At 56.8% G+C, this 23,769-nt stretch carries 26 protein-coding genes and 1 tRNA gene; 11 read left to right on the plus strand and 16 right to left on the minus strand.

All coding sequences use genetic code 11. The features are described 5' to 3' along the window. Window positions 1–53: 53 nt before the first annotated feature. The 4 genes from ABD903_RS10930 to ABD903_RS10945 all read left to right on the plus strand — a co-directional run bounded on the left by ABD903_RS10930 (window position 54) and on the right by ABD903_RS10945 (window position 2,599). Window positions 54–380 carry a putative quinol monooxygenase gene (locus tag ABD903_RS10930; protein WP_345224120.1) on the plus strand — a complete coding sequence of 109 codons (327 nt, stop codon included), beginning with the start codon at window positions 54–56 and terminating at the stop codon, window positions 378–380. Window positions 381–501: 121 nt separating this feature from the next. Beyond that, on the plus strand, window positions 502–1,038 hold the full coding sequence (locus ABD903_RS10935; RefSeq protein ID WP_345224121.1) for an iron-sulfur cluster co-chaperone HscB C-terminal domain-containing protein: 537 nt from the start codon (window positions 502–504) through the stop codon (window positions 1,036–1,038). Window positions 1,039–1,062: 24 nt separating this feature from the next. Continuing rightward, a tRNA-Leu gene (locus tag ABD903_RS10940) sits at window positions 1,063–1,144 on the plus strand. Window positions 1,145–1,282: 138 nt separating this feature from the next. Further along, entirely contained in the window at window positions 1,283–2,599 is a 1,317-nt protein-coding gene (locus ABD903_RS10945) for a tyrosine-type recombinase/integrase (RefSeq protein ID WP_345224123.1), read from the plus strand. 124 nt (window positions 2,600–2,723) lie between these two features. Here ABD903_RS10945 and ABD903_RS10950 read toward each other — a convergent pair whose 3' ends face one another. After that, window positions 2,724–2,915, minus strand: a complete 192-nt coding sequence (locus tag ABD903_RS10950; protein WP_345224124.1) for a hypothetical protein — start codon at window positions 2,913–2,915, stop codon at window positions 2,724–2,726. Between the two features lie 143 nt (window positions 2,916–3,058). On the opposite strand from ABD903_RS10950, the gene ABD903_RS10955 reads away from it, so the two are divergent. Beyond that, window positions 3,059–3,805: a hypothetical protein gene (locus ABD903_RS10955; protein ID WP_345224126.1), complete on the plus strand. Its 747-nt coding sequence runs from the start codon at window positions 3,059–3,061 to the stop codon at window positions 3,803–3,805. A gap of 329 nt (window positions 3,806–4,134) precedes the next feature. Here the strand turns inward: ABD903_RS10955 and ABD903_RS10960 are convergent, their stop codons facing one another. The 10 genes from ABD903_RS10960 to ABD903_RS11005 form a co-directional block, all read right to left on the minus strand. Next, window positions 4,135–5,280 carry a hypothetical protein gene (locus ABD903_RS10960; protein ID WP_345224128.1) on the minus strand — a complete coding sequence of 382 codons (1,146 nt, stop codon included), beginning with the start codon at window positions 5,278–5,280 and terminating at the stop codon, window positions 4,135–4,137. 92 nt (window positions 5,281–5,372) lie between these two features. Then, on the minus strand, window positions 5,373–6,008 hold the full coding sequence (locus ABD903_RS10965) for a transposase (protein WP_345224130.1): 636 nt from the start codon (window positions 6,006–6,008) through the stop codon (window positions 5,373–5,375). A gap of 942 nt (window positions 6,009–6,950) precedes the next feature. Continuing rightward, entirely contained in the window at window positions 6,951–7,271 is a 321-nt protein-coding gene (locus tag ABD903_RS10970; protein ID WP_345224132.1) for a YegP family protein, read from the minus strand. Window positions 7,272–7,309: 38 nt separating this feature from the next. Continuing rightward, window positions 7,310–8,002, minus strand: coding sequence for a PD-(D/E)XK nuclease-like domain-containing protein (locus tag ABD903_RS10975; protein ID WP_345224134.1), 693 nt, complete (start codon window positions 8,000–8,002; stop codon window positions 7,310–7,312). Between the two features lie 51 nt (window positions 8,003–8,053). Further along, a complete protein-coding gene (locus ABD903_RS10980; RefSeq protein WP_345224136.1) occupies window positions 8,054–8,299 on the minus strand; it encodes a hypothetical protein in 246 nt (81 codons plus the stop codon). 51 nt (window positions 8,300–8,350) lie between these two features. Then, window positions 8,351–9,055, minus strand: coding sequence for a hypothetical protein (locus ABD903_RS10985; RefSeq protein ID WP_345224138.1), 705 nt, complete (start codon window positions 9,053–9,055; stop codon window positions 8,351–8,353). 67 nt (window positions 9,056–9,122) lie between these two features. Then, window positions 9,123–9,437, minus strand: coding sequence for a DUF3846 domain-containing protein (locus ABD903_RS10990; protein ID WP_345224140.1), 315 nt, complete (start codon window positions 9,435–9,437; stop codon window positions 9,123–9,125). A gap of 52 nt (window positions 9,438–9,489) precedes the next feature. Continuing rightward, window positions 9,490–9,675, minus strand: a complete 186-nt coding sequence (locus ABD903_RS10995; RefSeq protein WP_345224142.1) for a SymE family type I addiction module toxin — start codon at window positions 9,673–9,675, stop codon at window positions 9,490–9,492. Window positions 9,676–9,686: 11 nt separating this feature from the next. Continuing rightward, entirely contained in the window at window positions 9,687–10,190 is a 504-nt protein-coding gene (locus ABD903_RS11000; RefSeq protein WP_345224144.1) for a hypothetical protein, read from the minus strand. Further along, the gene (locus ABD903_RS11005) at window positions 10,183–10,548 is read right to left on the minus strand and encodes a hypothetical protein (RefSeq protein WP_345224146.1); all 366 of its coding nucleotides are present in this window, start codon (window positions 10,546–10,548) and stop codon (window positions 10,183–10,185) included. Before ABD903_RS11005 ends, ABD903_RS11000 begins: the two co-directional genes overlap by 8 nt. Window positions 10,549–10,712: 164 nt before the next feature. Between ABD903_RS11005 and ABD903_RS11010 the strand changes: the two genes are divergently transcribed. From ABD903_RS11010 to ABD903_RS11035, 6 genes are all read left to right on the plus strand, one after another. Beyond that, entirely contained in the window at window positions 10,713–11,069 is a 357-nt protein-coding gene (locus ABD903_RS11010) for an SLOG family protein (protein WP_345224148.1), read from the plus strand. An 822-nt stretch (window positions 11,070–11,891) separates the two neighbouring features. Continuing rightward, window positions 11,892–12,173 carry a hypothetical protein gene (locus ABD903_RS11015; RefSeq protein ID WP_345224150.1) on the plus strand — a complete coding sequence of 94 codons (282 nt, stop codon included), beginning with the start codon at window positions 11,892–11,894 and terminating at the stop codon, window positions 12,171–12,173. Further along, on the plus strand, window positions 12,154–12,579 hold the full coding sequence (locus ABD903_RS11020) for a M15 family metallopeptidase (RefSeq protein WP_345224151.1): 426 nt from the start codon (window positions 12,154–12,156) through the stop codon (window positions 12,577–12,579). The genes ABD903_RS11015 and ABD903_RS11020 overlap by 20 nt, the downstream gene beginning before the upstream one ends. Before the next feature lie 149 nt (window positions 12,580–12,728). Continuing rightward, window positions 12,729–13,205, plus strand: a complete 477-nt coding sequence (locus ABD903_RS11025; RefSeq protein ID WP_345224153.1) for a LexA family protein — start codon at window positions 12,729–12,731, stop codon at window positions 13,203–13,205. Next, the gene (locus ABD903_RS11030) at window positions 13,189–14,484 is read left to right on the plus strand and encodes a Y-family DNA polymerase (RefSeq protein WP_345224154.1); all 1,296 of its coding nucleotides are present in this window, start codon (window positions 13,189–13,191) and stop codon (window positions 14,482–14,484) included. The genes ABD903_RS11025 and ABD903_RS11030 overlap by 17 nt, the downstream gene beginning before the upstream one ends. An 89-nt stretch (window positions 14,485–14,573) precedes the next feature. Further along, on the plus strand, window positions 14,574–14,882 hold the full coding sequence (locus ABD903_RS11035) for a hypothetical protein (RefSeq protein WP_345224155.1): 309 nt from the start codon (window positions 14,574–14,576) through the stop codon (window positions 14,880–14,882). Window positions 14,883–14,970: 88 nt separating this feature from the next. Here ABD903_RS11035 and ABD903_RS11040 read toward each other — a convergent pair whose 3' ends face one another. The 5 genes from ABD903_RS11040 to brxL all read right to left on the minus strand — a co-directional run bounded on the left by ABD903_RS11040 (window position 14,971) and on the right by brxL (window position 23,752). Further along, entirely contained in the window at window positions 14,971–15,318 is a 348-nt protein-coding gene (locus ABD903_RS11040; protein WP_345224157.1) for a hypothetical protein, read from the minus strand. A 223-nt stretch (window positions 15,319–15,541) separates the two neighbouring features. After that, complete coding sequence (locus tag ABD903_RS11045) at window positions 15,542–19,318, minus strand: hypothetical protein (protein ID WP_345224159.1); 3,777 nt, start codon at window positions 19,316–19,318, stop codon at window positions 15,542–15,544. Between the two features lie 554 nt (window positions 19,319–19,872). Further along, window positions 19,873–21,156, minus strand: coding sequence for an SEC-C domain-containing protein (locus tag ABD903_RS11050; RefSeq protein ID WP_345224161.1), 1,284 nt, complete (start codon window positions 21,154–21,156; stop codon window positions 19,873–19,875). A gap of 11 nt (window positions 21,157–21,167) precedes the next feature. Further along, the gene (locus ABD903_RS11055; protein WP_345224162.1) at window positions 21,168–22,322 is read right to left on the minus strand and encodes a cysteine desulfurase family protein; all 1,155 of its coding nucleotides are present in this window, start codon (window positions 22,320–22,322) and stop codon (window positions 21,168–21,170) included. Continuing rightward, entirely contained in the window at window positions 22,319–23,752 is a 1,434-nt protein-coding gene (gene brxL, locus ABD903_RS11060; RefSeq protein ID WP_345224163.1) for a BREX system Lon protease-like protein BrxL, read from the minus strand. The genes ABD903_RS11055 and brxL overlap by 4 nt, the downstream gene beginning before the upstream one ends. Window positions 23,753–23,769 lie beyond the last annotated feature (17 nt).

Raw genomic sequence — 23,769 nt, forward strand, 5'->3', positions numbered from 1 at the left:
GGAATCCATTGGCCGTTTCTTTTCAACTTCCGCTACTTTACCATTCTTTTTGGATGATCATTCGCATCGTACGCATGACGTTCCGCCCCGAGGACGTGCCGGCCTTTCTGCGGGTGTTTGCCGCCTCCGAAGACCAGATTAGGCAGCAGCCGGGGTGCCGCCACATGGAGCTATGGCAAGATGCTGCCCTACCCCACGTTTTCTGTACCCACAGCCACTGGGATTCTGCTGCCCACCTCGACGCCTACCGCCGCTCCGCACTATTTGGCGAAGTGTGGCCAGCTACTAAAAAGTTATTTGCCGAACCGCCCCTGGCATTTTCGGTTAATGCGGTAACAGCCGATTCGGCACTGCTTCCACCTCCGGGGTCGGTATTATAGCGGCTGCGTGGACCAATGGGGTTACCTTCTCTTGGCGCCCCATCAGCCTGCGGGCCGTACAGTACGGCGGCCGCCAAGCCTTGCCGCGCCTTTTTCACCCTTACGCTCCGCCCCGCCCGCCATGTCTGCCGACTATTTTGCCTTCTACGATTTGCCCGAGAGCTTTTTGCCCGATGAAAAAGCCCTCAAGGCCAAATACTACTCCCTCAGCCGTCAGTACCACCCCGATTTTCACGCCACTGCTGAGCCCGAGGAACAGGAGCGCATGCTCGACCTCTCAACGCAAAACACCAACGCCTACCGCACCCTTTCCAACTTTGACCTACGCCTGCAGTACATTTTGCAGCGCCACGGGCTACTGGAAGAAGGCAAACAGGACCTTCCCAACGACTTTTTAATGGAAGTAATGGAGCTCAACGAGCAGCTCATGGAGCTGGAGTTTGAAACTGATCCGGCCATAGCTTCCACGGTGCAATCTGAGGTCGAGCGCCTTGAGAATGAGCTGGAAGCGGAAGCCCGACCGGTGCTTACCAGCTACGTCGATTTGCCGGAAGAACAACGGCCCGCCGCCTTGTTGCAAGTGCGCACATATTATCTCAAGCGCCGTTACCTCTTGCGCATCCGCGAAAGTCTCTCTAAGTTTGCAACCCGATCCTGAACAACCTACCGGGTTGTTTGTCTTGCCCAGATGGCGGAATCGGTAGACGCGTTGGTCTCAAACACCAATACCGCAAGGTGTGCCGGTTCGACCCCGGCTCTGGGTACTAGGAATTACTGCCGGAAGGCCCTAAAAGCTGCTGATTTGTTCGCAAATGCAGTTTTTAGGGCCTTTTTGCGTCCGTCCCTTTTTGTATTTACTGCCATTTGCGGCCGCATTTGTGACACCAAATCTGCCACCAAAAATGACAGTCAAATTCGTCCTGCGGGAAGACAAGAAAGACCAGAACGGCCAAGTGCCGGTGTTCGTCGTCGCTACGTTTGAGGGGCTGCGGCTGCGCTGCTTCACCCGCGAAAAGTGCTTGCCCAAAGAATGGAATGCCGATAAGCAGCGGTTTCGAAAAGGCAAAGAAGGCTTTGAGGAAGCCAACGATGTACTTGTAGCCATTGCCGAGCGCCTGCAGAAGCGCTACCGCGACCTGCGCACTGCCGGCACCCCTCCTACCCTGGCGCTGCTGCGCGAGGTAGTAAATCCGGCCGCAATCAAGCCCGAGCAGAGCATGGCCGAGGCTATGACGGCCTACATCGAGGTACTGCGCGGGCGGGGCTACGCCTTCAACACGCTGCGGCATTACGGCACGGCCCGCAACCACTTGGCCGCTTTCCTGTCCTCCGGTCGGCGCAAGAAAATTAGCGTGGCCGAGTACGACGGCGCCACCCACGATGAGTTTGTAAAGTACCTGCGCACCACGTGCGGGCTGGGCGCCAACGGCATCTACACGGTGCTGAAGGATGTGAAAACGTTCCTTCGGCATGCCCAGGACGAGCGAAAGCAAAACCTGGGGCTGGAGCTCAAGCGCGTGGAAGTGCGCTACGCCGACCAGGCCAAAACGTATCTGACCGGGGCAGACTTAACTGCCCTCGCGGCGGTGAAGCTACCGAAGACCCTGGAGCCGGCGCGGGACGTGTTCTTGTTCTGCTGCTACACCGGTCTGCGTTACTCCGACGTGGCTTCTCTGCACGGCGGGAACCTGCACTGCCTAGGCGCCAATGGTGATGGGGACCGGGTGCTGCGGCTGGTGCAAACCAAAACGCGGGCCACGGTGAGCATCTACTTGAGCCGATTGGCCGCTGAAATCCTGGACCGCTACGCCAAGCCGGAACGCGCGGGCGAAGGTGCTAAACTGCTGCCGGTGTTGGCCAATCAGCCGATGAACCGCTACCTGAAGAAGATTACCCAGCTGGCGGGCCTGACGCGGCTGGTGGAAGTAGTGAGTACAGTTGGCGGCCGGGTGGTGAAAGAGGCGGTGCCGCTGCACGAGTTGGTGACCATGCACACGGCTCGCCATACGTTTGCGGTGCAAAGCTTGCTGCGCGGCATGCCGGTAGCCGTGCTGCAGCGGGTGATGGGTCACGCCAAGATTCAGAACACCATGAAGTACGCCCAGGTGGTGGAAGAGCTGCAGCACCAGGCCATGCGGGCGGCCTGGGACGTGCCGGCAACTCCGCCCAGCGAGGCCGCACCGGAAGGAGCTGTCTGCTCGGTGATGACCGCGGCTTAAATAAACTTTCGTTGAATCGAGAAAGTCCAGCCGGGGAGCCGCCCGAGTTGGGCTTTCTCGTTTGTGGCGGGTAGGCTCCGAGTATGCTTCGAGTACGGGCGGAGGTGCTTGCTTGCCGTGCGGTTCAGCTATTCAGTGCCCGCGACACTTCTTCCTCATCCAAGCCGGTGAGGCGGCAAAAATCCTGTACCGTAACCAAGGCCCCAGCCGGTTTGCCGGCGGCCTCGCGGGCGCGGCGCACGAGCCGCTTGGCAGCGTCGTAGCTACGGCCGGTTAGGGCAACCACGTCTTTCGGGTATAGGCAAATACGCTGCATGGATGTAAGTGAGGGCAGACGGGGTTTAGATGGGCAAAGTAGGTATTTCAGCAAAAATAGTTGCTGAATTTCGGTTCACCATTCTGCACTACGGGGGTCGTAGTGGCCAGACTGCGTAACCATACCCAACTTTATTTTCACTCATGGCACAACAAACTGGCATTCTCGGCCTAAGGGGTACAGTAGGTGGGCTGGTGTTTCGCAAAGACGGCAGCGTCTCGCAGAAGCCGGCCAGCAACAAGGCCGCCTTCGACAACTCCGCGAGCATGGCCCGCACCCGGGAAAACGCCGCCGAATTTGGCTTGGCCGCCAAGTACAGCAAAGTGCTCCGCGACTCGTTGCGCGTGGCCATTGCGGCGGCTAGCGACAGTCGCGTGGCCTCCCGGCTAACGCAGGTCATGCGAGAGGTCATCGGGCTCGACTCGACCAACGACCGCGGCCAGCGCGTCTTTGACGCGACCAACTCGGCGCCGCTACTCGGCTTCAACTTCAACGCTGGCGCGGGCATCGGACAGACGATGTACTTTCCCTACTCTGTGACGGACAACGGGGCTGACGTGACGCTGGACATTCCGAGCCTGAATCCGGTATCGGACATCTCGGCACCGCAGGGGGCTACGCACTACGAAATCGTGTTTGCGGCCTCGACGCTGGACATGGCTACGCTGTCGTACGTCAACGCCAACGTGCGGGCGCCGCTGGGCGTGCAGCCGCTCAACAGTGCGGCCCAGCAAGGGCTGCAGGTGGTGGCATCCTTCCCGGCTACGCCAGCAGCTACAGACCTGGTGGTGGGCGTGGTCGGCATTAACTTCTACCAAGAAGTGAACGGGAAAATGTACCCGCTGAACAACAACAGCACCAACCCATTGGCTATCGAGTACGTGGCATAGTGCTGAATAACTAGATTGAGCCGAGCTACATTTTATTGTTAGCTCGGCTTTTTTTGCGTTGGTGGAAACATCTGACATTCGGTGTACTACGCTACGAACAAGCTTCTATGTTGAACATCAACACCAAACTGCGGATTATCTATTATTTATATTAACTAGCATAAGTAATTGCAAAAAAACAACTGCAGTATCTAATCCTGCAAGCAATATGTGAAATTTCATAACACGAACTGAATACATTTCTGATAACTAAAATACAAATGAAATATTTGCGAATAATAAGACGCAAAAACTTAATTTAAGTATTATTTAATAACACAGCGTGAGTGCTAATCTATACTGTAGTCTTCGATCATACCTTGCGACCAAAAGAAACATCGGCGCGCAATTTCCTCCCGAGCCTCATCCAATATCTTCGCAAGATTTTTATCTTGATAACATGGAATAGACGAGCAAATGCTTCTGATTTTATCATCACCTATTCTAATCTTAAACATTTCATTAGAACTAGAGTACCAAAAATCCCTATTAGGATTTGAATAAATATAAAACTTATCCAAACCAAGAGCAGCAAAGTGTTTGTTATCAATATTCATCAACAAAGTATTCAACCAAAAATACTCCCTAAGAAAAGTATGAGGTTTATAGTATTGCAAGTACATAGCATCGTTGCCATTTGATTTATGAATATCAATATTTTTATTACTATAGAACTTATCAGCTGAAACAAACACTGGTTTTTTGTACTGCTGAACTTTGTATTTGTGCTTAACGCTATTTGTCACGATAATTTTATTATTTGGATCGAACTCAGAACCAGAATAGTCAAGCAGGAGAAGCAAACCACAATACTCTTTCGACATACTTAGTTCAATAAACATTACTTCTCTAGAGTGAGAAACAATTAATCCTTCATCAAAATAAGTAGAACAACCTCTAGACCAATAACCGTAATCAACCACACCTAAACCATTCTTAGTAGAATTTATCCATTCACCAATTTGAGGGAAATCGTTATTCCTTATCAAGAAGCAAAATACCTCAACATTATGTTCAGGATGATTTGATCTATTGTTCACACCAGACGCAATACGTTCCCTTAGTGACTTTGATTCGCCAAGCACTGGCAGCTCCTTATAGTAAGGAAGGCATAATAAAGGAATATTATCTCCTTCATTATTAACTTGATACAATTCCAATTCTCTAAACCACGAAGCAATATCCTGATTTATAACGGTGGAATTCTTAACAGATATCATTTTAAGCGCATCAGAGCTAATGTCATAATTCATAACATTATTTAAATATATTAACACTTGCCTACTCATACAGAAATAAGGCACCTTAGAACAGCAAAAATCCATATAAGTTGGATGAAGACCAGATACAAATACCAAGTTTTCGCCTTTATATTTACCAAAATTGAATACTGATTCAGGCCCATAATAACATCGCTTTATTGGCTTTTTTGTCATCACAATCAAAAATAGTGTGTTTGTTTTGTCTGTTAAAATATTATTACAAACCTATATACTTATGGTGTGATTGTGGTTGAAACGCGCGACTCTTATAACTCGGACAGATTGGTTTCGGCGCTGTAATCTACCAACTTCGCAGCAGCCAACGGGCCGTCGCCCAGGCGCACCAGCCGGTTGCTTTTCAGGCGCGTAAGCCAGCGCCAGGCCAAAACCGGCACGTGCTTCAGATTCGCCAACGAGGCGTACCAGCTGTCGAACAAGACGCAACCCGGGGCCAAGCCGCGCCGGTAGGCCGCGTCGAGCAAGGCCCGGAAGTGGTCGTTTTTGGTGAGCTGGTCCTGCCCCTTGTCGTAGAGGCAGTAGTCGATCGGCACCAGCCGCTGCCCGTTCGACCAAAGCAGCGTCAACAGGTTGATGCCTTGCACGACGGCGTGGTGCTTACCCGACCAGTGGCGCGTGACCAGACCCATGTGCCGGGCGTAGGGCTTGTTCAGGGTCGTGTCATCCAGCACCAACACGCCCGCGGCCGGCTCGATCAGCGCCCACACCTCCTGCCAGAGCGCGCTCGCGTCTGGCTCCAGGAGGTGCAGCAGACGCGTGAACGAATCATGCGTCACCAAGCCACCCACGAGGTGGACGCGGGCGGCTTCCGTGCCGCTCACCGCGCCCGCACTGGCGACTAAGAACTGGATGTAATCTTCGGCTACTACCTTCGGTACGTTCATACCCTAAATTAAAGCCTCCACCGCCAACTACGTAACTCCTATTTGGTTTGAAAAGGGCATAGAACTCGACAACGGGGACGTTGACATTAGCCGAGACTTTGCCGAGAAATATTTCGTCAAGTACCGACAGAACTTTCAAAAGCTACAGCAACAGCCGCACTACGACGAGGTTCTGACCCTCTTGCGCACCTACCTAAAGCTGTGCTTACCGGCATACAAGAAAACCGAGCAAGCATTTTGGGCGCTTAGTTGCATGCCCTTAACGGGCAAGAACACCTGGCCGCGCTACTGCTGCTTGAATGTTAACGGTATGGAGGTATTGGTGGCAGGCGTGGAAAAGCAGACGAAGCAACTTTTCTCGTTCGTAGTAATTGCTAAAGGCTTATTTACCGGAAGCGACAAACGCCGCATCTAGCAGACGTACGGCTGTTTTACCGCTACCTCCAACTACCGGACAGCTGGCGCGGACCAGTGCCAATTACATTTTAACAGTATTTCTTCGTTGACTCAGGCGGTGGCTCAAGAGCCGCTGTTGAGGCAAAGCATTCGCGAAATGAACCTGCGGCTTATGCGGCGTGGCGGCACAATCTTCTCACCTTATCACTGCTTTGAGCTAGTCAAGGAAGTTTGCTCGGTGTAGTGTAAAAGCGCCTTTCCCTTACGCTCACATCTCGTTGGTCTCTGGCGCATGTCTGCCACACAGCTAATTGTGCAGCAACCTGCTGCACAATTGAGGTAGGTTTGTATAGGGCGCTGCTTCCTGCACGATGAGCATTAGCGGTATCTTGTTTCGGGCCCCAATTGTGCAACAAGCTGTTGCACAATTGGGGCCCATGACTTAGCCCCACAAACAAAACTGCAACCTACTCTTGGTGGGTATTGCACCAAAAAAGCCCCATTAGTCATTTGCTAACGGGGCTTTGACTTACAGCAGAAACGCCGCTAACTCAAGTCTTCGGTGCGGGCGGTGGGTGCTTCCCGCAGCACCACTTGGATGCCGTGGTCGCGCGATTGAGCGGTGGTATACTTCTCGCTACGGCCGATAATTTCGCCGTTAGCGGCTATGTGGTTGAAGCCATATTGACCGGCATTGAAAAAGGACTCAAAGCGGGTGGGCTGGCAATTATTCTGCACGGACTGGATACCGTTCTGGCAGCTGGCTTTGGAGGTGTAGCCTTCGCTAGACTGCACAATTTCGCCGTTATCGGCGCGCAGGCGGTACCAGTATTGGCCGCTGCTCTGAAAGATTTGGAAGGTTGCCATATAGGGGAAAGGCACTAGGTGAAATGATTAGCAGCAAGTTAAGCGACCTGCGCCAGCGGAGCTGGAACGGTGAGGGGAAGCGTCAAGCCAGCGGCTTGCCGAGCGTGGTGGCGTAAGAGGGCCGCGTACTTCTTGCGGCCCTGCTCCAGGAAGCCGGGGGCGGCCGTGGCATCGAATAGCCAGACAGCGTGCGTGGCCTTCTTCTGTACGCCAATGATGAGGAAGCGGGTGGCTTGCAGCGCGTCGAGGTACAGGGCGGCTTGGCGGTCGTAGTCGTACTGCTCGATGCTGGCCAGGAACTGCGCGTAGTCGCGGCAGCTGGTGGTCTTGAAGTCTATCAAGGTGAGCTGGCGGCCGGCGCGGCTGCGCACGAGCAGGTCGGGGCGGAGTTTGACCTCTACCCCGCTGGCGGTGTGAATGGCCGTGTGGGTCAGCTCGGCGGTGCCGCGGTGTAGTAGGTCGCGGCAGTAGCGTTGGCGGCGCACGGCGGTGGCCAGGTTGGTGAGCAAGCGGAGCTGGGCGGGCGGTAGCTCAGTGGGCGGCGTATACCGGTCGGGCTCCAAGACGGCTTCGTGGAAGGCAGCGCCGAAGGTGAGGGCCTGCGGGTTGGGGCGACGAAGCTGGCCCAGTAGCTCGGCTTTGAGCTTGGACAGGTCGGTGTTGCTGACGTGCGGCAGGGCGCGGTGCTGGGCCTGGGTCAGGTCGGGGTGCGCGGTGAGGGCGTGAAACATGGCTTTTGAGGAGCTAGGAGTTAGAAGCTAGGAGCTGGAATCTTGGGAGGCTTAGCGGATGATGGCTAGGCGGTGCGGGTCGGTGGCGCGGTGCAGCCAGACGTGGGAGCTGCCGCAGCCGACCAGGTAGACGGGCTCGGGAAACAGCCCGCGCACGGTTGGGGCCAGGTCGCGCACGTCGGTGGGGGCGTCGGTGGCGTCGAGCAGTTGGGCCAGCTCGGTGAGCTGGGCGGCCTCGGCTTCGTCGTGGGCGGGCTGCTCGATGAGCAGTCGGGGGAAGTGGTCGGGGTACAGCATAATCCGGTGGCCCCCTCCCCTATAGTTGGGTCGGGGGCCGGTGTGGGTGGATTAAGCGGCCTGGGCCGGAAGCTCGGCGGCCGGTTCGGGTTGGGCGGGCTGCTCGGGCTCGGGGCGGGTGTAGCCGTGGGCCATGCGCGTGTCAGCGGCACCGGTGTAGGTTTCGGCGCGCCAGATGGGAAAGTCGCGAGCGAAGTCGCGGCGGGCCTGCACCTCGGCCGGGTCGGCGGGTTCGTAGCTGAACTCGGCGATGTAGTAAGTGGCCTTCTTGCCGTCCTTGGTCGTCTCCTTCTTGCTGGCCTGCACCTTTACGACTACATCAGCTAGGGTTAAGTCGTCGTAGAACAGCGGCTCGATGAGGCGGTACAGGTTTTCGACCGAGTAGCCGTGAAAGAGCACGGCGCAGACAGCACCCTTCTCGTCGGCAAAGAACAGCTCGGCCCAGAGCTTGCGGCCCATGTTCAGAATGTCGTCCTGGAAGATGCGCCAGGCCAGCGGAATGAAGCTCAGCGTGGAACCCAGCGGCACGGTGCCGCTGATGTTGAATTGGCCGGCCTTGGCATCGAAACGCACTTGGCGCGGGTGGCCGGGCAGGTACTTGAAGCGCGGCACCTGCTGCACTTCGCCGGTGGCCTCGTCTACCTTCTCGATGAGGTAGGCCGGCGCAGTGGTGGCGGAGTCGGTAATGGTTAGCTCGGCGGCCGGAGCGGCAAGGGTAGCAGTTGCGGCGGTCGTGGTGGCGGGTTGTTTTGCCATGATGAGGTAAAGAGTGGTTGAAAAATGGGGACCGGTTATCGGCCCGGCCCCCGTTGGCCGTGTTGGGTTAGCGGAATTGCTTGTCGTGGCAGAGCAGGGCGCGGCCTACGATGCAATCGTGGCCGCGGGCGGCGGGCTGGTGCTGGTACCAGAGATAAGTGGCCAGCAGGTTCAGGTAAGCCGGGTTGCGGAACTTGCCTTCGTCGTCGATGATGAGAATGAGCTCGTCGGAGAGGCGCACCACGTCGACGTTTTGGCAATCGAGCAGCTGATAGAGCTCGGCCAGCTTGAAGCTGCGGCCGTTGGCTGGGTTGACGGGTTGCGGCTCGGCGCTGTGCGGGTCGAGCAGATGGGGCTGGTATTTGGTAGCGGTTGCGGGCATGATGGCGGGCGGTAAGTGGCCCGCGCCGCGGGGGCGCGGGCCGGTGACTGGATTAGTTGGCGGGGGTGATGACGAGGCGACCTGCTTCGACCTGGATGAGGGCCGTGGTGCCGGGCGCAAAGCCGGCGGCTTGCAGCCAGTCGCCTTGCAAGCGCAGCGACGAGGTGACGGCTGGGCGCGGGTGCAGGCGCTTGTGGTGCGGAGCTACCTTCAGGCGGCGGAGTGCAGACGTGGACATGGCGCGGCGGCTTACTTCACCTCCCACGGATGCGGTGCCTCGTCCCAGGCCGGCACGGGTAATTGAGCGTAGCGGTCGGCCGTGCGTAGGCGCGGCGGGGCTATCTCGTTCAGCGCGTCGGCAGCAGCCTGGGCCTGCTCTTCGGTAGCGTAGCAACCGGGGCCGGCTACCTGCTGGTAGCAGTGCGGCTGGCCGGTGGGCAGCTCGCAGACGAGACCCCACGAGCAGGGGCCGGCGGCGAAGCGCAGCGCCGGGTGCCACGGCTCGCGCGGTGCCCAGAGCGGGGTGCCGGCGCTAGTGTAGTGGACCAGGTGCGCGGCGGCCAGCTCCGGCAGCAGCTCGGCCACTTGCTCGCGGCCCAGCCCGGCGCGCAAGGCCAGAAACGAGAGGCCCACGGCGCGGCCGTGGTGGGCGCGGCAGACGCCCAGCAGCCGGCGGGCGGCGAGGGTGAGCGGCGGGGCCTCGGCCACTCCCGATACGGGAGCGGCCGAAACGGTGGAGGCAGCGCTACGCATGGTGCAGCCGGGCGCAACGGTGGCGACGGGCCCGGCAGGCGAAGCCGGGGCGAATGGCCTGCGCCCCGCACAGGGCGACGACGGTGCGGCCGATGGTGCGCTGGGCGTGGCGGCGGCAGACCGGAACCCCGGCCGCGGCAGCGGCAGCTACGGCGGCGGCTACGGCCTGAAAGGGGCACCCGTGGCCTGCGGCCCCGTAAAAGCCCTGCTCCGCACCAGGCTGCCAGCCAGGCAAGAAGTAGCAAACTTGATAAGTAAAGTGGCCAGGAGTGCCGGCTATACCGATGTGGCAGGCCTTCAAAACGGGGCCGGCCCAGGCGGCAACGGCCAGCGTGTGAAACTGTAAATGGGTGAGCATGGCTGTAAGTGTTAGCCGTAGGATGCCCGCGCCGTAGGCCTCCGGTGGGCGGTAGCCAGGCCCCCCCCGACTACAACACTAATATACAACTTTAATTTACATTATCAAACTATAGTTACACATATTTGCTTGCTATACAACTTTTGTTTACTTATCTTAGTTGCATGGTAAAGTACAATAACATAACAGTAGCCGTGGTAGGCACTCGGAGCGTAAGAAGCTGTGCCGCCCTAGCGCGACGCCTGACTGAACTGCAGCCGGCGCTGGTGATTAGCGGCGGCGCTGCCGGCGCTGACGCCCTAGCCGCTGGCTGGGCCCGGGCCAATGGGGTGCCGCTGCTGGAACTGCGGCCCGACTACGCCGCCCACGGCAACGGAGCGCCGCACGTGCGCAATGCCGAGATAGTGCGCCGGGCCGACCTGGTACTGGCGGTGTGGGACGGCAGCAGCAAAGGCACGCTAAGCGCCCTGAAGGCAGCGCGGCGGCTGGGCCGGTCCTACGAGCTGCTGCCGCTGGACTAAGCGCCAGGCGCCCGCTGCAGGCCCTGGACGGGCGGGCGCCCGACACCAGACCTTAGAAGCCTTGGCCTGGGGGTTTGGGGGGCGGCCTTGAGCACCCCCAATTTGGCCGGCCCGAAGGGCGCCTTATGAGGGTGTAGCGGCTTTTGGGCTGCGGAACCCGAGGCAATGCAGAGCAGCGCGGAGCATGGTACGGGGGGTAGCGGGGGGACTCCCCCGGTGGACGCGGCCGAAGGCACCTCATCGTGTGGTGGGGAGAGGCGCGGGCTGACGCGCTGGGGAGGTGGTGCGGTGGGTGGGCGGCAGCTGGCGCCGGGGCGGCTGTGGAGGAGCCGGCACGTGGCTAGCGTGGGTGGGATTGGCGGCTGATAAGCTGGCGGCGTGACGGCGGCGCGGGGGCGGAGCGTTTGGGCGGTAGGGAGAGGCCGGGGCCTGGAATGGAGCTGCTGGAGGCTTGTGTGAGGGCGGCGGAGTGGAAGGGCTGGGCCGGGGCGTGGGTTTTGGGGGGCCGGACGGGCGGCCTGCGGTGCGGTGGATTTGTGGGTGAGGTAACGCAGGTGGCCCGGGAGGCGGCGCGGGGCTCGGCTAAGGGATGGGAAGGGCGCGACCAACGGAAGCGGTGCGAAGCACGGGAGCGAAGCGGCCCCCTGGACAGCCCGACCCCGGCCCGCAGCAAAGCGGAGGGCCGGGGGTAGCCCCTAATCGTCGTTCATTGAATAATACATTATGACCACTATTTACTTAAGCACCGTATATAAAACTAAATTATAATAATCAGTACTTTCGCAGCCGTAGTACATTCATCTACATTTTTCTACAAACATCATGTTCAGTAGCACGAAAGCGGGGCACATGGCCCACATCATGTTGACCTCGGTAGTGGGTCAGGTAGCAGGTAACGAACTGGTGCCGCCGGACCCGAGTACCATTGAGCAGTACGGGAACCTGATTATTCAGGCGCTGGTGGCTATCGTCACGATTTGGGCGACGGTGCGCAAGGCTTTGCAGCGGCCCGAGGCGGTGGTGAAGGTATCGGCGGAGGCGTTGCCGATGGTAAAGAGCGAAATGGCCGGGCAGGCAGCGCAAGATGGCAGTGGAACTTACTGATGCGCAGGCAAATCGGCAGAAGCTGCGCCTGGCGTCGGTGCGGTTGGATTTGCGAATAGCTTATGCGAAGGCGTTGCTGGCGTGGGTTGGCAACCCGGAGTTGCGGCGGTTGGGGCGGCCGATTGTGACGGTGGGTTACCGGAGTGCGGCGGAGCAGGCGGAACTGTACGCGCAGGGTCGGACCAAGCCGGGGTTTATCGTGACTTATAAGCGCGCCGGGGAGTCGAAGCACAACCAGCGGCCGGCGGAGGCACTGGATGTCGCTTTTATGCTAAGCAATGGACAGGTGAGTTGGTCGGCGGAATTGTTGCGGCGGTTCGCTCAGCTGATGAAGGCAGCTAATGCGAATGTTAGGTGGGGCGGTGACTGGGTTAAGTTCAAAGACAGGCCGCATTTTGAGTTGTAAATCAGCACTTTGCTACTGGTTTTAAGCTCTGCATTGACGCATAATATTGTTCTAATTGAATTAGTTGTTCGACTAATTTTTTTAGCAATAAGCAAACGAAGTTGGTTAGTCGCCCCGTATACTTGCGGAGACTAACCAATTTTAGTTTTATGGTAGACCATGTTGTTTTGCTTGGGGAGGCCGGCTCGGTGCTGGCGGGGCAGCTGTTGCCGTTGGTCGATTTCCGGCTGCCGTGCGGGTTTCCGTCGCCCGCGGATGACTACCAGACCGAGCTGGTAGACCTGAATCGGCTGATGCTGCGGCACCCGGATGCGTCGTTTCTGGCGCGGGCCGTGGGGGAAAGCATGACGGGAGCAGGTATTCACGACGGGGACGTGTTGGCGGTGGACCGCAGCATGCCGGCGCAGGACGGGGACATTGTGGTGGCTTGCGTGGAGGGCGAGTACACGGTGAAGCGGTTGGAGAAGCGGCCGGATTCGGTAGTGTTGGTGCCGGCTAACCCGGCCTACAAGTCCATTGTGGTGCGGAACGCCGACGACCTGCGGATTTGGGGCGTGGTGGTGATGGTGCTGCACCCGTTGGTGGGCGAAGGCAGAAGGGGGGTGAGCTATGTTCGGCCTCGTTGATTGCAACAACTTCTACGCTTCGTGTGAGCGGGTTTTTCGGCCGGAGCTGGAGGAGCGGCCGGTGGTGGTGCTTAGCAACAACGACGGGTGCGTCATTGCCCGGTCGCAGGAAGCCAAGGCGCTGGGGCTGAAGATGGGCGACCCGTATTTCAAGGTGCGGGAGCTGATTCAGCAGTACGGCGTGGTGGTGTGCTCGTCGAACTACGAGCTGTACGGCGACATGAGCCGGCGCGTGATGTGGTACCTGCAGCAGGTGTCGCCGGCGGTGGAAGTGTACTCGATTGACGAGGCGTTTCTGGACCTGGCGGGCATGACGCAGCACTTTGACCTGGGGCGCTGGGCCGGCGAGGTGCGCGGGGCCGTGCGGCAGCGCACAGGCATTCCTACTTGTGTGGGGGTGGCGCCTACCAAGACCTTGGCGAAGCTGGCCAACAAGCTCGCGAAGACTGAATTTGTGGGCGGCCGCGGTGGCGGGGTGCTGGTGCTCAGCGACGAGGCCGAGCGGCGCGAGGCCTTGGCGCGGGTGGCGGTGGAAGACGTGTGGGGCGTGGGGCACCGGTCGGCGGCCAAGCTGCACGCGGTGGGTGTCCGTACGGCGGCCGAGTTGGCGGGCGTGGGTGACGCTTGGGCGCGCAAGAACCTGGGCGGCGTGGTGGGGGCGCGGTTGCTGCACGAGCTGCGGGGCTTCTCTTGCGCGGGCATCGTGGTCGAGGACGAGGCGCGCAAGTCGTTAGCTTGTACCCGCTCGTTTGGGCAGCCGTTGACGGAGCTGGTCGACGTAGCGGGTGCCGTGGCCAGCCACGCTACGCGGGCCGGTGAGAAGCTGCGGCGGGAAGGCATGGCAGCGCGGCTGCTGACGGTGTTCGTGGAGACGAGCCGGTTTGCGCACTTACCTCCCCCCTACTCGTTTTCAACGCAGCTGACTTTGCCGGTAGCCACGGACGACACGCTGACCTTGGCGCAGGTGGCGCGCAAGGGCCTGCAACGGATATGGCGACCGGGAAAGCGCTACGTCAAGGCCGGGGTGGTGCTGGATGGGTTGGAGCGGGCTGGTACCGGGCCGCAGGCTATGCTGTTTGGCGACGTGGGCGTGACGCCGCAGCGGGCTGGGCTGATGCGGGCTTTGGATGCGCTGAATGGGCGTTTCTGGGCTGGTACGGTGAAGGTGGCGGCGTCGGTAGCTGGGCCGGGGAAAACGCAGGCTTGGGCTATGCGGCGGGACGTGAAAAGTCCGGCGTTTACGACTGATTGGGGGGAGCTATGGGCCGTGCGGTGCTAGTGCCCCTCCCTCTTCGGAGCTTGATTGAATAAGTCGAAGTACAACTAATAAAATAGCGGCTGGGCTTTGCCGGGCTGCGGGAGTATTAAATGATGGACGGGCTGACTTTTGTGGTGGCGGCGCACGTAGCGGAGCGTCGGGAAGGAATCGGGCGCGAAATCGTGCTGGTGCGGCCGGGGCTTGCGCCGGCGTGGCGGGCGGAATTGCCGATGCTCTTGGACCAGCGGCCGGCTACGGCGGCGCTGGTGGAGTACGTGGTGAAGCTGTACTACCGGCAGATGCCGGTGGAGGCGGAGCTTACGGGGTGGTCGGCGCTGACGGGGGCTGTGCGGCTGGCGTTGGCGCGTGCTAACAAGGAAGATGATGGAGAATGGGTGTATGGCGAAATCGTGGCTTAGCCAAAGATGGATAACTTCTTATAAGACAAAGCGGAGCAGCTTTCGATACACGGCTAGGCGTACCCAAACCTGCTCCGCCTGTTACCCACTACAAAATTATCTGGCGGTAGGGGTAAACATTTATATGCCTGAGGTTGGTCGGCTCCCAATTGAGGCTTTGTACACGCATTGGCTCAACTGGATCGTCAGGACGAAAAAGAAACACAATACTATCAATGCGTTCGTTTTCTAATGCATGTCTGTAACCTACAATTCTTCCACTTGCATAAGCCCGCTCCTGCTGTTTGAGGTGGAAATATATTTTTCCGCCTATTAAGCGCTCTGCTACCTGCGGCTCTATGTGTTTCCAGAAGCCACTTTCTAATACCCCAGGTTCGTCAGCGTTGGGCTGCACCAGCCACTGTTTCTCAATCAGATGAATTCGTGGTACTTCCATGTCAGCAAAAGAGGTTAGAGGGTGAAAGTTGAGGTAAAGCGACGTTTGGATTAGCCAACGCAGCTGTTACCCGGCTATGGAACAACGGAGAGTTCCAATAGCTGCAACCCCGTGTTCTTGGCTTCACTGCGGGGCTTCAGTTTAGCAGGAATTATCATCGCTCATCAGCTTATTCAACCAAGATCATACCCTCAGACAGCATGCATTAACTGTACAAGGCGGATCATTCTAAATCCTGGTGGAGAGCCGCTTCTTCGTCTTCTCGCCGGGCGTCACGGACGTAGTCTTCGGCCATGTGGCGTAGGGTGGCGGCTGTGAGGGGCCAATCAACGGCTAGTTGGGTAGCAGCGGCATGGTAGCTCGCCGCAATTTCTCGCTCCTGGTCGCCGCCTGTGTAAGCAGCGCGCCAAGTGAAGCCTCTGCTATTTCGCTTACCCATGAGAAGGCCCCGTTCAATGTTCTCGTTACCTGTTTCCAGCACGGACCGGACAATTTCGTGGGGCCATATCCCATCGGTTCCAACAGGAGCATAGCTTAGCATCTGGCCAATTGCTTCTTCGCCAATGATAGCACGGTCGGCAGCAGCGCAGGCAGCCTGGGCTTTAGCCACCCAGTCCAGCAGATAAGCTGCGTCAGCCGTTCCATCGGAGTCTAAGCCAGGAATAGTGTTCCAGCTGCGTAACAACAAATAAGCATTGGCCCCCATTTCTCCTTCGGCCGTGGGCGGGTTAGAGCGGTCCTTAGAAAAGGTGTACATGCTTAGCAGCTCGACAAAAAACTCCGGGCGACGGGTCAGTTCTTGGTAGAGCAGCTTGGCCTGGGGTTGGTCGCCAGTATGAGTCCGCAAGAATGCAAACTCCAATCGGGCAACTCGGGAGTGGTCGGCGTCGGGAGCGTCGGCTAATCGAGCCACCATATCGGGCCATTCATCGGGGGATATATGCAATGCTGGCTCGCTTTCAGAACCGGACGTCAGCACCTGCTCGAGGGCGGTGGTGAGTTGGTCGGTCGGTACGGCGGCTTGGGGGTGAAGATGTAAGGTATGCACCGCTGCTTTAGGGCGCCCGTGTTGTAAAAAAGCGGCGAAAGCCTGAGGGCAGTCGTCGGTTTTTATACCGTAGGGCGTGGCCAAAAGCCAGTAGTGTCGCTCGGTTTCGGGACCTAACTCGGCTGCTAACGCCCAGGTAGTCGGGTTGTCCGGTAATGTTTCGAGCCAGGCAGCCTGCTGGGCTGGAGACCAAGTTGCGCTTTGGCGACGCACTTCAGCAGTAGCCCAGTCCCACGGATCTTGGTGCGTGAGGCGGTACTCGATGGCCAGGCCACGGGCGAAATGAAACTCGCGGGCATTGGCACTCCCCAAAAACTGCAACAATAATTCATCTTTCTGCTGGCCGGTGAGGTCGGTACGAACACCCAAGCGGGCACCCAGAAACTGCGGTGCTTCAACCTGGTGCATCAATTGCGCCACCTCAGCTAGACTCGTTGTCGTGAGCAGCGTATTGATGGCCGCGTCACGGGCTGCGTTGATTTTCACCTCGTACTCGTCTGTGCTACGCTTGTAACGCTCGCCCGACAGTAGTGCTGGCCAAGAAGCAAACAGCCAGCCGTAACGCTTGGCGGGCGTTTGCGGCAGCAGCATGTTATAGGCTTTTTCGAGTTGCTTTAGCTCGTCAGCTGTGAAATCAGCTTCGCGACGCTTTCCGGAGCGTTGCCAGCTGATAAGTTTACGTAGCCGGGTACTTAGTTCGAGGCGCTCTTCCTCGCTGAGCGAAACTGAGGCCAGCTGCTGTAGCTGCTGGATGGCTTGACTGCACAGGGGGCGGTGCAGATGATGCAATTGCGAAATCAGGTCGGCCCAACGAGCGGGGTCGGTGCCGACTAGCTGCAGTACTCGGCGGGATACTTGCTCCAGCCCAGCGAAGAGCACAGCGTAACTGATGCCGGCAGGACGTTTGGCTGGGGCCCACTCGCGCCAAGCGGGGGTGTGCGTACCAAAGCTGGTGGTGTGGCTGACCGGCAGCAACTGCAACGACAAGGCCCAGCCGACATCAGGCGTGGCGCGGATGACGCCGTCGAGGGCAACCATCTGTTGAGCCTGGTCGGCGGTGGTGTGTGGCAGCCAAGGCAAAAATATTTCGCGCAGACTGTTTTTGGGGCGGTTGGATGTGACGCCACCCGGGTCAAGTTGGGTGAGGCGAGCCAGCAGCCGGGTTGCCTGGGCCAGATATAGAGGCGACCAAGCCAGCAGCTCCAAGGCCCACAGCAGCCCTGTGTGTTCGGAGGAACTGTAAAGCAGGCCTTTCTTTTCCTCGAACAGCTCTAGAATGGGTGGTGGAGTGCCACGCAGGCCAGCAGCTATACCCGTCAGTAGCTCATCGGGGGCGGCCTCGGCCAGCCGGGGCAGGTAGCGGGCTAGCGAAGACCATACATGGCTCTGCTGGTTGGCAATGCTCAGCAATTCACGCACCACGTGACGCACCATGTCAACCAGATCGGCGGAGGTGTTTTCTTCGGCGCTGAGGAAAGCCAATGTATCGGCCACTTCATGGCGGAGCTGCGCGGAATTAGGAGCCGAAAAGCCGTACAGGTTGGCCCACAACTGCTGATCGGCGGGCAACTGGTAACGGGGCAGTGGGGTACCCAGAATGTGCAGAGCAGCGGCGGTAAAGCGGGCAAGCAGGTCGGGGGTATGGAAGCGAGCCAACAGCGTCCATACATCGGCTTTGTCGACGACATACCAAGTAGTGCCGACGAGGCGAACAGGCGGTCCAGGAGCGTGGGCCAACTCCACAAGCTGGGCGCGCACCTGCTCGTAGGGTTGGTTGGCCAGGCCTGCTAGTACCTCTTTGTCGGCGGCGGCTTGCTGCTCGTTTTCGTTCCAGGCGCCGGTGAAAGCGGCAGCCAGCAGTACCGGCGCATTGGCAGCAGTGGCCCAGACAGGCGCTGTGGTATGGAGTGACTGGACAAACCGGTGGCGCCGGAAGGCAGCCATGCTGCGACGGGCCACGCCGGCCAGCAGTTCGGCCCGTGCATCGGGCAAGCCTACCACCTGCAGCGCAGCGGCAGCCGCTTGACGATTGAGGCGGACGGGCTGGTGCGCGCCGCGCAGAGTATCGGTACGGTCGAGGGGCCGGAACACGTGATGGCCTTGTCGAACGGCGCTGGCTACGGCTTCGTCGTCGCGGAAAAGCGGTGCCAGCAGTAGCGGTTGACGAGCGGCCGTCAGCTCGCGCCAGGCTTCGGGTGACTCGACTACCACGGTACGCGCTAGTACAGCGGTGCGCTCGGCTTCGGGCAAGGCCAGTATAGCAGCTGCTAATAGGGCTATGGCTTCTTTCTGCGTATCGGCCAGCAATGGAAAGGTAGGCGCTGGGTTGAGCAGCCAGGAATGGAGCGCGTCGCGGGTTTCGCCGCGGCCGGCCAGCAGCAGAGCTGCTGGAATAGGCGGATTAGTAACGGCAGCCCAATCGAGCCAGAAACTTTCTATGTCTTGTATACCGGCAGGGCGCTTGTGCAGCAGCCTGGAAAGCCATATATGCGTGGCGGGGGCGTCGGTAAGCCAGGTGATGAGGTCGTCGGCATCGTAGGCTCGCACGTCGCGCCACTGCTGTTCGGCGCCGCGGGCGGTGCTCCACTTCTTGCGCTGCCCCCAGCGACGGGGCGTGCAGAAAATGAAGGTTGAATCGGTGGGTACCAGGCCGAGCGGGTCACGCGTGCGGGTGGTATAATCACCATCAGCTTTGCCTTTCTGCGCTTTGTCGGTGCCCAATTCCCAGCCGACGGGGCCTGCTGGCACGAATGGGGTAGGCTGATCGGCGGCGGTGAGGCCGTCCCAGCCTTCAAGCTGCACACCCTCGGCTGAGGGGAAACTGAGGCTGGTGAGCGTGGGCGAGGTGGCGCGAATAAGGCGACGCATCAACTCGGGAAAGGTAGCTTTGCCCTCGAGCAGACTAGCCCATTGGTCGAGGTCGGAAGCGGTGGCAAGAAGAGTATATATCATGCATGAATTGCTTTGTCAGGCGGTAAGGCAACTCTATGTCTCTATATATGCACCTGCGTGGCTGCCTCTTGCCGGGGAGTCTAGCACTTGGTAAGCAACAGCAGAGCAGCACCTTGCCAAACACTTGATATTCTTTCAAAAACAACCGTGTTATCGACAGTAGAACAACTCGCAGGTACCCAGTCTTGGCAAATAGCTCATTTGAAAGTTAGCTCTAAATTGCTCGGCTAACTTTACTATACACAGATTCACAAGTGCTAGGCAGAAGGCTTGTCCTTGAGCCTAGCTTGCTTCGCGCAGATTCAGCAGTGATGCGCATAGACCGTGTAGATTCTCACTAGCATGAGCTAACGCAGCGCAACTTCACCGGGCGGCAGGCACCAAAACATCAATCCACTTAAAAAATACATGCATCGTACACAAAAACACTGTGAGATTTTGCGTTCAAGCAAAATATACTTTAGGCTTGGCTAGTCGTTACCTCCCACAATCATCAAATTCTTTATTGGCACAAATTGTTATACCTGAAGAACACAATGTAATACCTAGATATTTTACTTATTTTTCTTCTCATTTTGCTTCCTTAAAATTTCATTGAATTTATCCTCCGGCAAGCAACAATCTGTAATCCTCTTTCCGCTACCGCAGTAACAAGGATCATTCTTGCTTAAATAAGATTTTCTTACTACAAATTCCGCGTTATCTGACAAAACCGAGTCAATACTATTATTTTCAACGGCTTGAATAAATTCATCTGCCTTTCTTTTCATCATTTCTTGCTCCGAATCAGATATTTTTCGCTCCCAATTACTGGTTTGTGGGTATCCAAAAAACTCTTTCCAAAGTTGAAAAACCAATGATTCGTTAATAATAGGTGGTTCATTTTTAAATTGACTAACTGATTTTGGATCAAGATTCGCCAGGAAATCAACAATTAGCTTGAGTCCCTGCTTCAACTCAGTACCTACAATGAATTTTTGATCATCTCTTAACAATAAAGGGGCTAAATTTTTATGCACCTTATCATTAGATGTAAAAATATTACCAAAAGGTTGATAATACAAATATTCAAGATCAACTCTATTAGTTGCTCTGGTGCCAATTAACCCAGTTGATAATCCAAAAAGAAATAACGTATCAACCCGTAAGCAATGGAAAGCATAAGGAGCAAACTGGCTTATCAATGGCTTCCCTGCCCATCCCCATTTGGACAAAATTTCAAAACCTATTGCAGGATTGATGTCGTAGTTTTGTATCAATGCAAGTAGAATAGCCTGTTGTTTATCAGGGCTAGCTAAATGATTATTAACTATCATATTTAGCTCATCAAAATCCTTTATTTTATCAGGAACGCACCCTTTCAAACTTTGTTTCAACCTTATTAAAACTTGCTCATCTGTAGTTACAGTCCTCCACAAGCTCGACAATTCACGGTCCGCTTCCGTAAATTGCCCTTCTTTCCACTTATAAATCGATTTTTCTTCTTCTGTTTCTTTTACCAAAAACCCCTTCTGCCCACTTGATGAGGCTATAAATTTTTGTATTCCGACGTTGGGCCTACCATCCATAGCAACTGAATTGCCTAATAAATTATTTTTCACCAAAAGTTTATAATGCACATTAACAACCGTTTCTACTGGAAATAATTTACTTGCAAAGTCCTTTACTCTATCTCCTGAAGGGCTTTTACCTTCAGCAAATTCTTTTTTTAGATCTCCTATAATTTCCATTACTAATACAGGAGTTACAATGTGCTTAAAATAACAACTGAGCCGATATAACTCATTGAAGCTAAGAGACTGAAAAGTAGATTTATCTATTACGATAGAAATGCTCATGACTTTACAAGCTATTGTATAGCGGAAAGGATTAACAAATTTTGTACTTGACTTCTCAGTAGAGAAGCAGTGAGCTGCAACTCGTCTTTTGTAGTGAAACGCCCTGCGCCCACCCTAATTGTAGCTCGGCCGTCTTCGCGGGAAAGGCCTAGGGCAAGCAGGGTAGCGGAGGGCTCGATAGTGCCAGAGTCGCAGGCGGAGCCAGTACTTAGAGCTAGTGTAGGGAGGCGCGCAAGTAAAGCGTCGGCTTCGATGCCGGGGAAGGTAAGGCTGGTGTTATGAGGTAGCCTTTGAGCGGGGTTGCCATTGCGGTAAACGTTGGGAACGGCATTAAGCACGGCGGCTTCGAACTCGTCGCGGAGGGTAGCCAAGCGCTCGGATTCGGTGGGTAGCAGATCTTGGCAACGTGCACAGGCGGCTCCGAGGCCGACAATACCAGGCACGTTAAGGGTGCCAGAGCGCCAGCTGCGCTCCTGGCCGCCGCCGTAGGTAAGCGGTTCGATCTGGGTGCGGCGGGGCTGACGCACGATGAGGGCACCGATACCTTGGGGACCATAGAGCTTGTGGCCGCTGATGGACAGCATATCGACTCCCCAGGAAAGCATATCTACTGGGATTTTACCGACTGCTTGCGCTGCATCGGTGTGCAGGCGGGCACCGGCGGCGTGGGTCAGCTCAGCCAATTTGGCAATGGGCTGGATAGTGCCTACTTCGCCGTTGGCGGCGTGGACGGAAACCAATAGCGTTTGGTCGTTTATGGCTTCCGCGGCGGCGCCTAGGTCAACCGTGCCTTGGGAGTCCACTGGCAGCACTACTATCTCGTATCCTTCACGGGCTAGCTGTTTAGCAGGGTTGATAACAGCTTTGTGCTCGATGGCCGAAATGACAATACGCCGGCGCGGGTTGGTGGCGCGGGCTGCACGGGCGTATCCCAGCAGTGCCAGGTTGTTCGCCTCCGTGGCGCCGCTGGTGAAAATCACCTCGCCGGGTTGTGCTCCTACCAAATCAGCTACCTGCTCGCGGGCTAGCTGCACGGCGTCGGCAGAGCGGGTGCCGGCGAAGTGCGGTGATGAGGGGTTGCCAAACTGCCCTTGGAAGAAGGGCAGCATGGCTTCCAGCACTACAGGGTCGCAGGGGGTGGTAGCATGATGATCAAGGTAGATCATACGGTTGGGTTAACAGCCTCAGACAGCACAGGCACGATTGTGCGGTCAAATTTCTTGTACTCACCGCCCTGGTCATAAAGCAGCTTCCACACTCCTTGACGCAGCCGAATGGCAGGAGCTAGGCAATGAGTATAGAACTCTGCTTGCGTAGGCTCAGTGTGCGGAAACAATAGCTTCATATAGCCGCTGGCTAATGTCGAAATTGCTTCCTTGTTACGATGGTAAGCACGTTCGCCTAGATCAACATTGCGTGCACAATAAGTGTCTGAGGCGCTGTGATAATCGCGCAAGGCAATAAGTATATCGCCAAAATAGTCAGCTTTTAAGCCGAAGCCCAGTGCAAAGCTGTTTTGCTCTAGCTTGGGAATGTGCCAACCTGGAATCAGTCCCTTGATACGTTCCATGAAAGCAGTTTCCTGCAAGAACTCTGGAAGCTCCTTGGTTATCGGGTCGTTGATTGGATTTGATTGAGAGTCTAGTGTAATGTTGGCTAGCATTACGAAACTGCAGTCAGACGCAAATTCGTGTAGTCCACCGCGGGTAATTCGGCCATTGGCCATATAGCCTTTGAGGCCACCGACAATCTCAGCAGGACTTTCAAATTTGAGGGTCTGTACTTCGTCCAGCACAACAACAGCATAACGAGTAAGCAAGCCTCCTTGACCGTTTGTGTTGTTGACGAACAACACTGCGGGCGACACATTGCCGCCGCTGATGAGGCGCACCTGGGGAGAAATGTTCTCGTAAACGTAGCTCTTTCCAGTGCCACGGGGTGCCAACTCAATCAGATGAGCATGCTTCTGTACTAACGGTAGCAGCCGCGCTATTACTAGCATTTGTTGATCCGGAGTATAGAAATCCGGATTATAACCCATGGAGCGCAGCAGCACGGCACGCCACTCATCGATGTTGAACTCGGCTCTGGCAGCATACCAATCTTCTAGATTAGCATCTGCTTGCATAGGTCGAAAGCTGGTTATAACCACCCCCTGCCCAGCTAAATACACCAGCTCAACGACTCCCCACATACCGTGCTTGAGCAGCTGCGGGTGCTGCTTGATGATATCCTCCGCAATTCGTCCATCAAAGATGCCAATCATGGCAAGCCTTGCATTGCGAACTGCCTTAGTCTGACCTAAGGTTACATCAATCTGAACGCGGGTGAGAATCTTGACTCTTTCCCCAGCAAGCAGCCGGTTACGAATGGCATTCCCTTCATCGGCTTTGGGAATGGCGCGTGCCGCCCAATCTTGCACTTTGTTGGCCTCCGTAGGGCTAAGCTCACCCTGACCGGGCACAACCGTTTCGAGCACCCATTCAGCTACATAGCCAGGCACTCCCCTATTTTTGAGGCCAGAAGCGGCTAAACGACGCTTGTCAATGGCGGCGTTGGTAAATACCCGATCTATTTTGGCTTCTAAGGTTTCCATGTATTTTTTTGGCAAAA

The organism is Hymenobacter koreensis, assembly GCF_039541855.1.
Lineage (GTDB): Bacteria > Bacteroidota > Bacteroidia > Cytophagales > Hymenobacteraceae > Solirubrum > Solirubrum koreensis.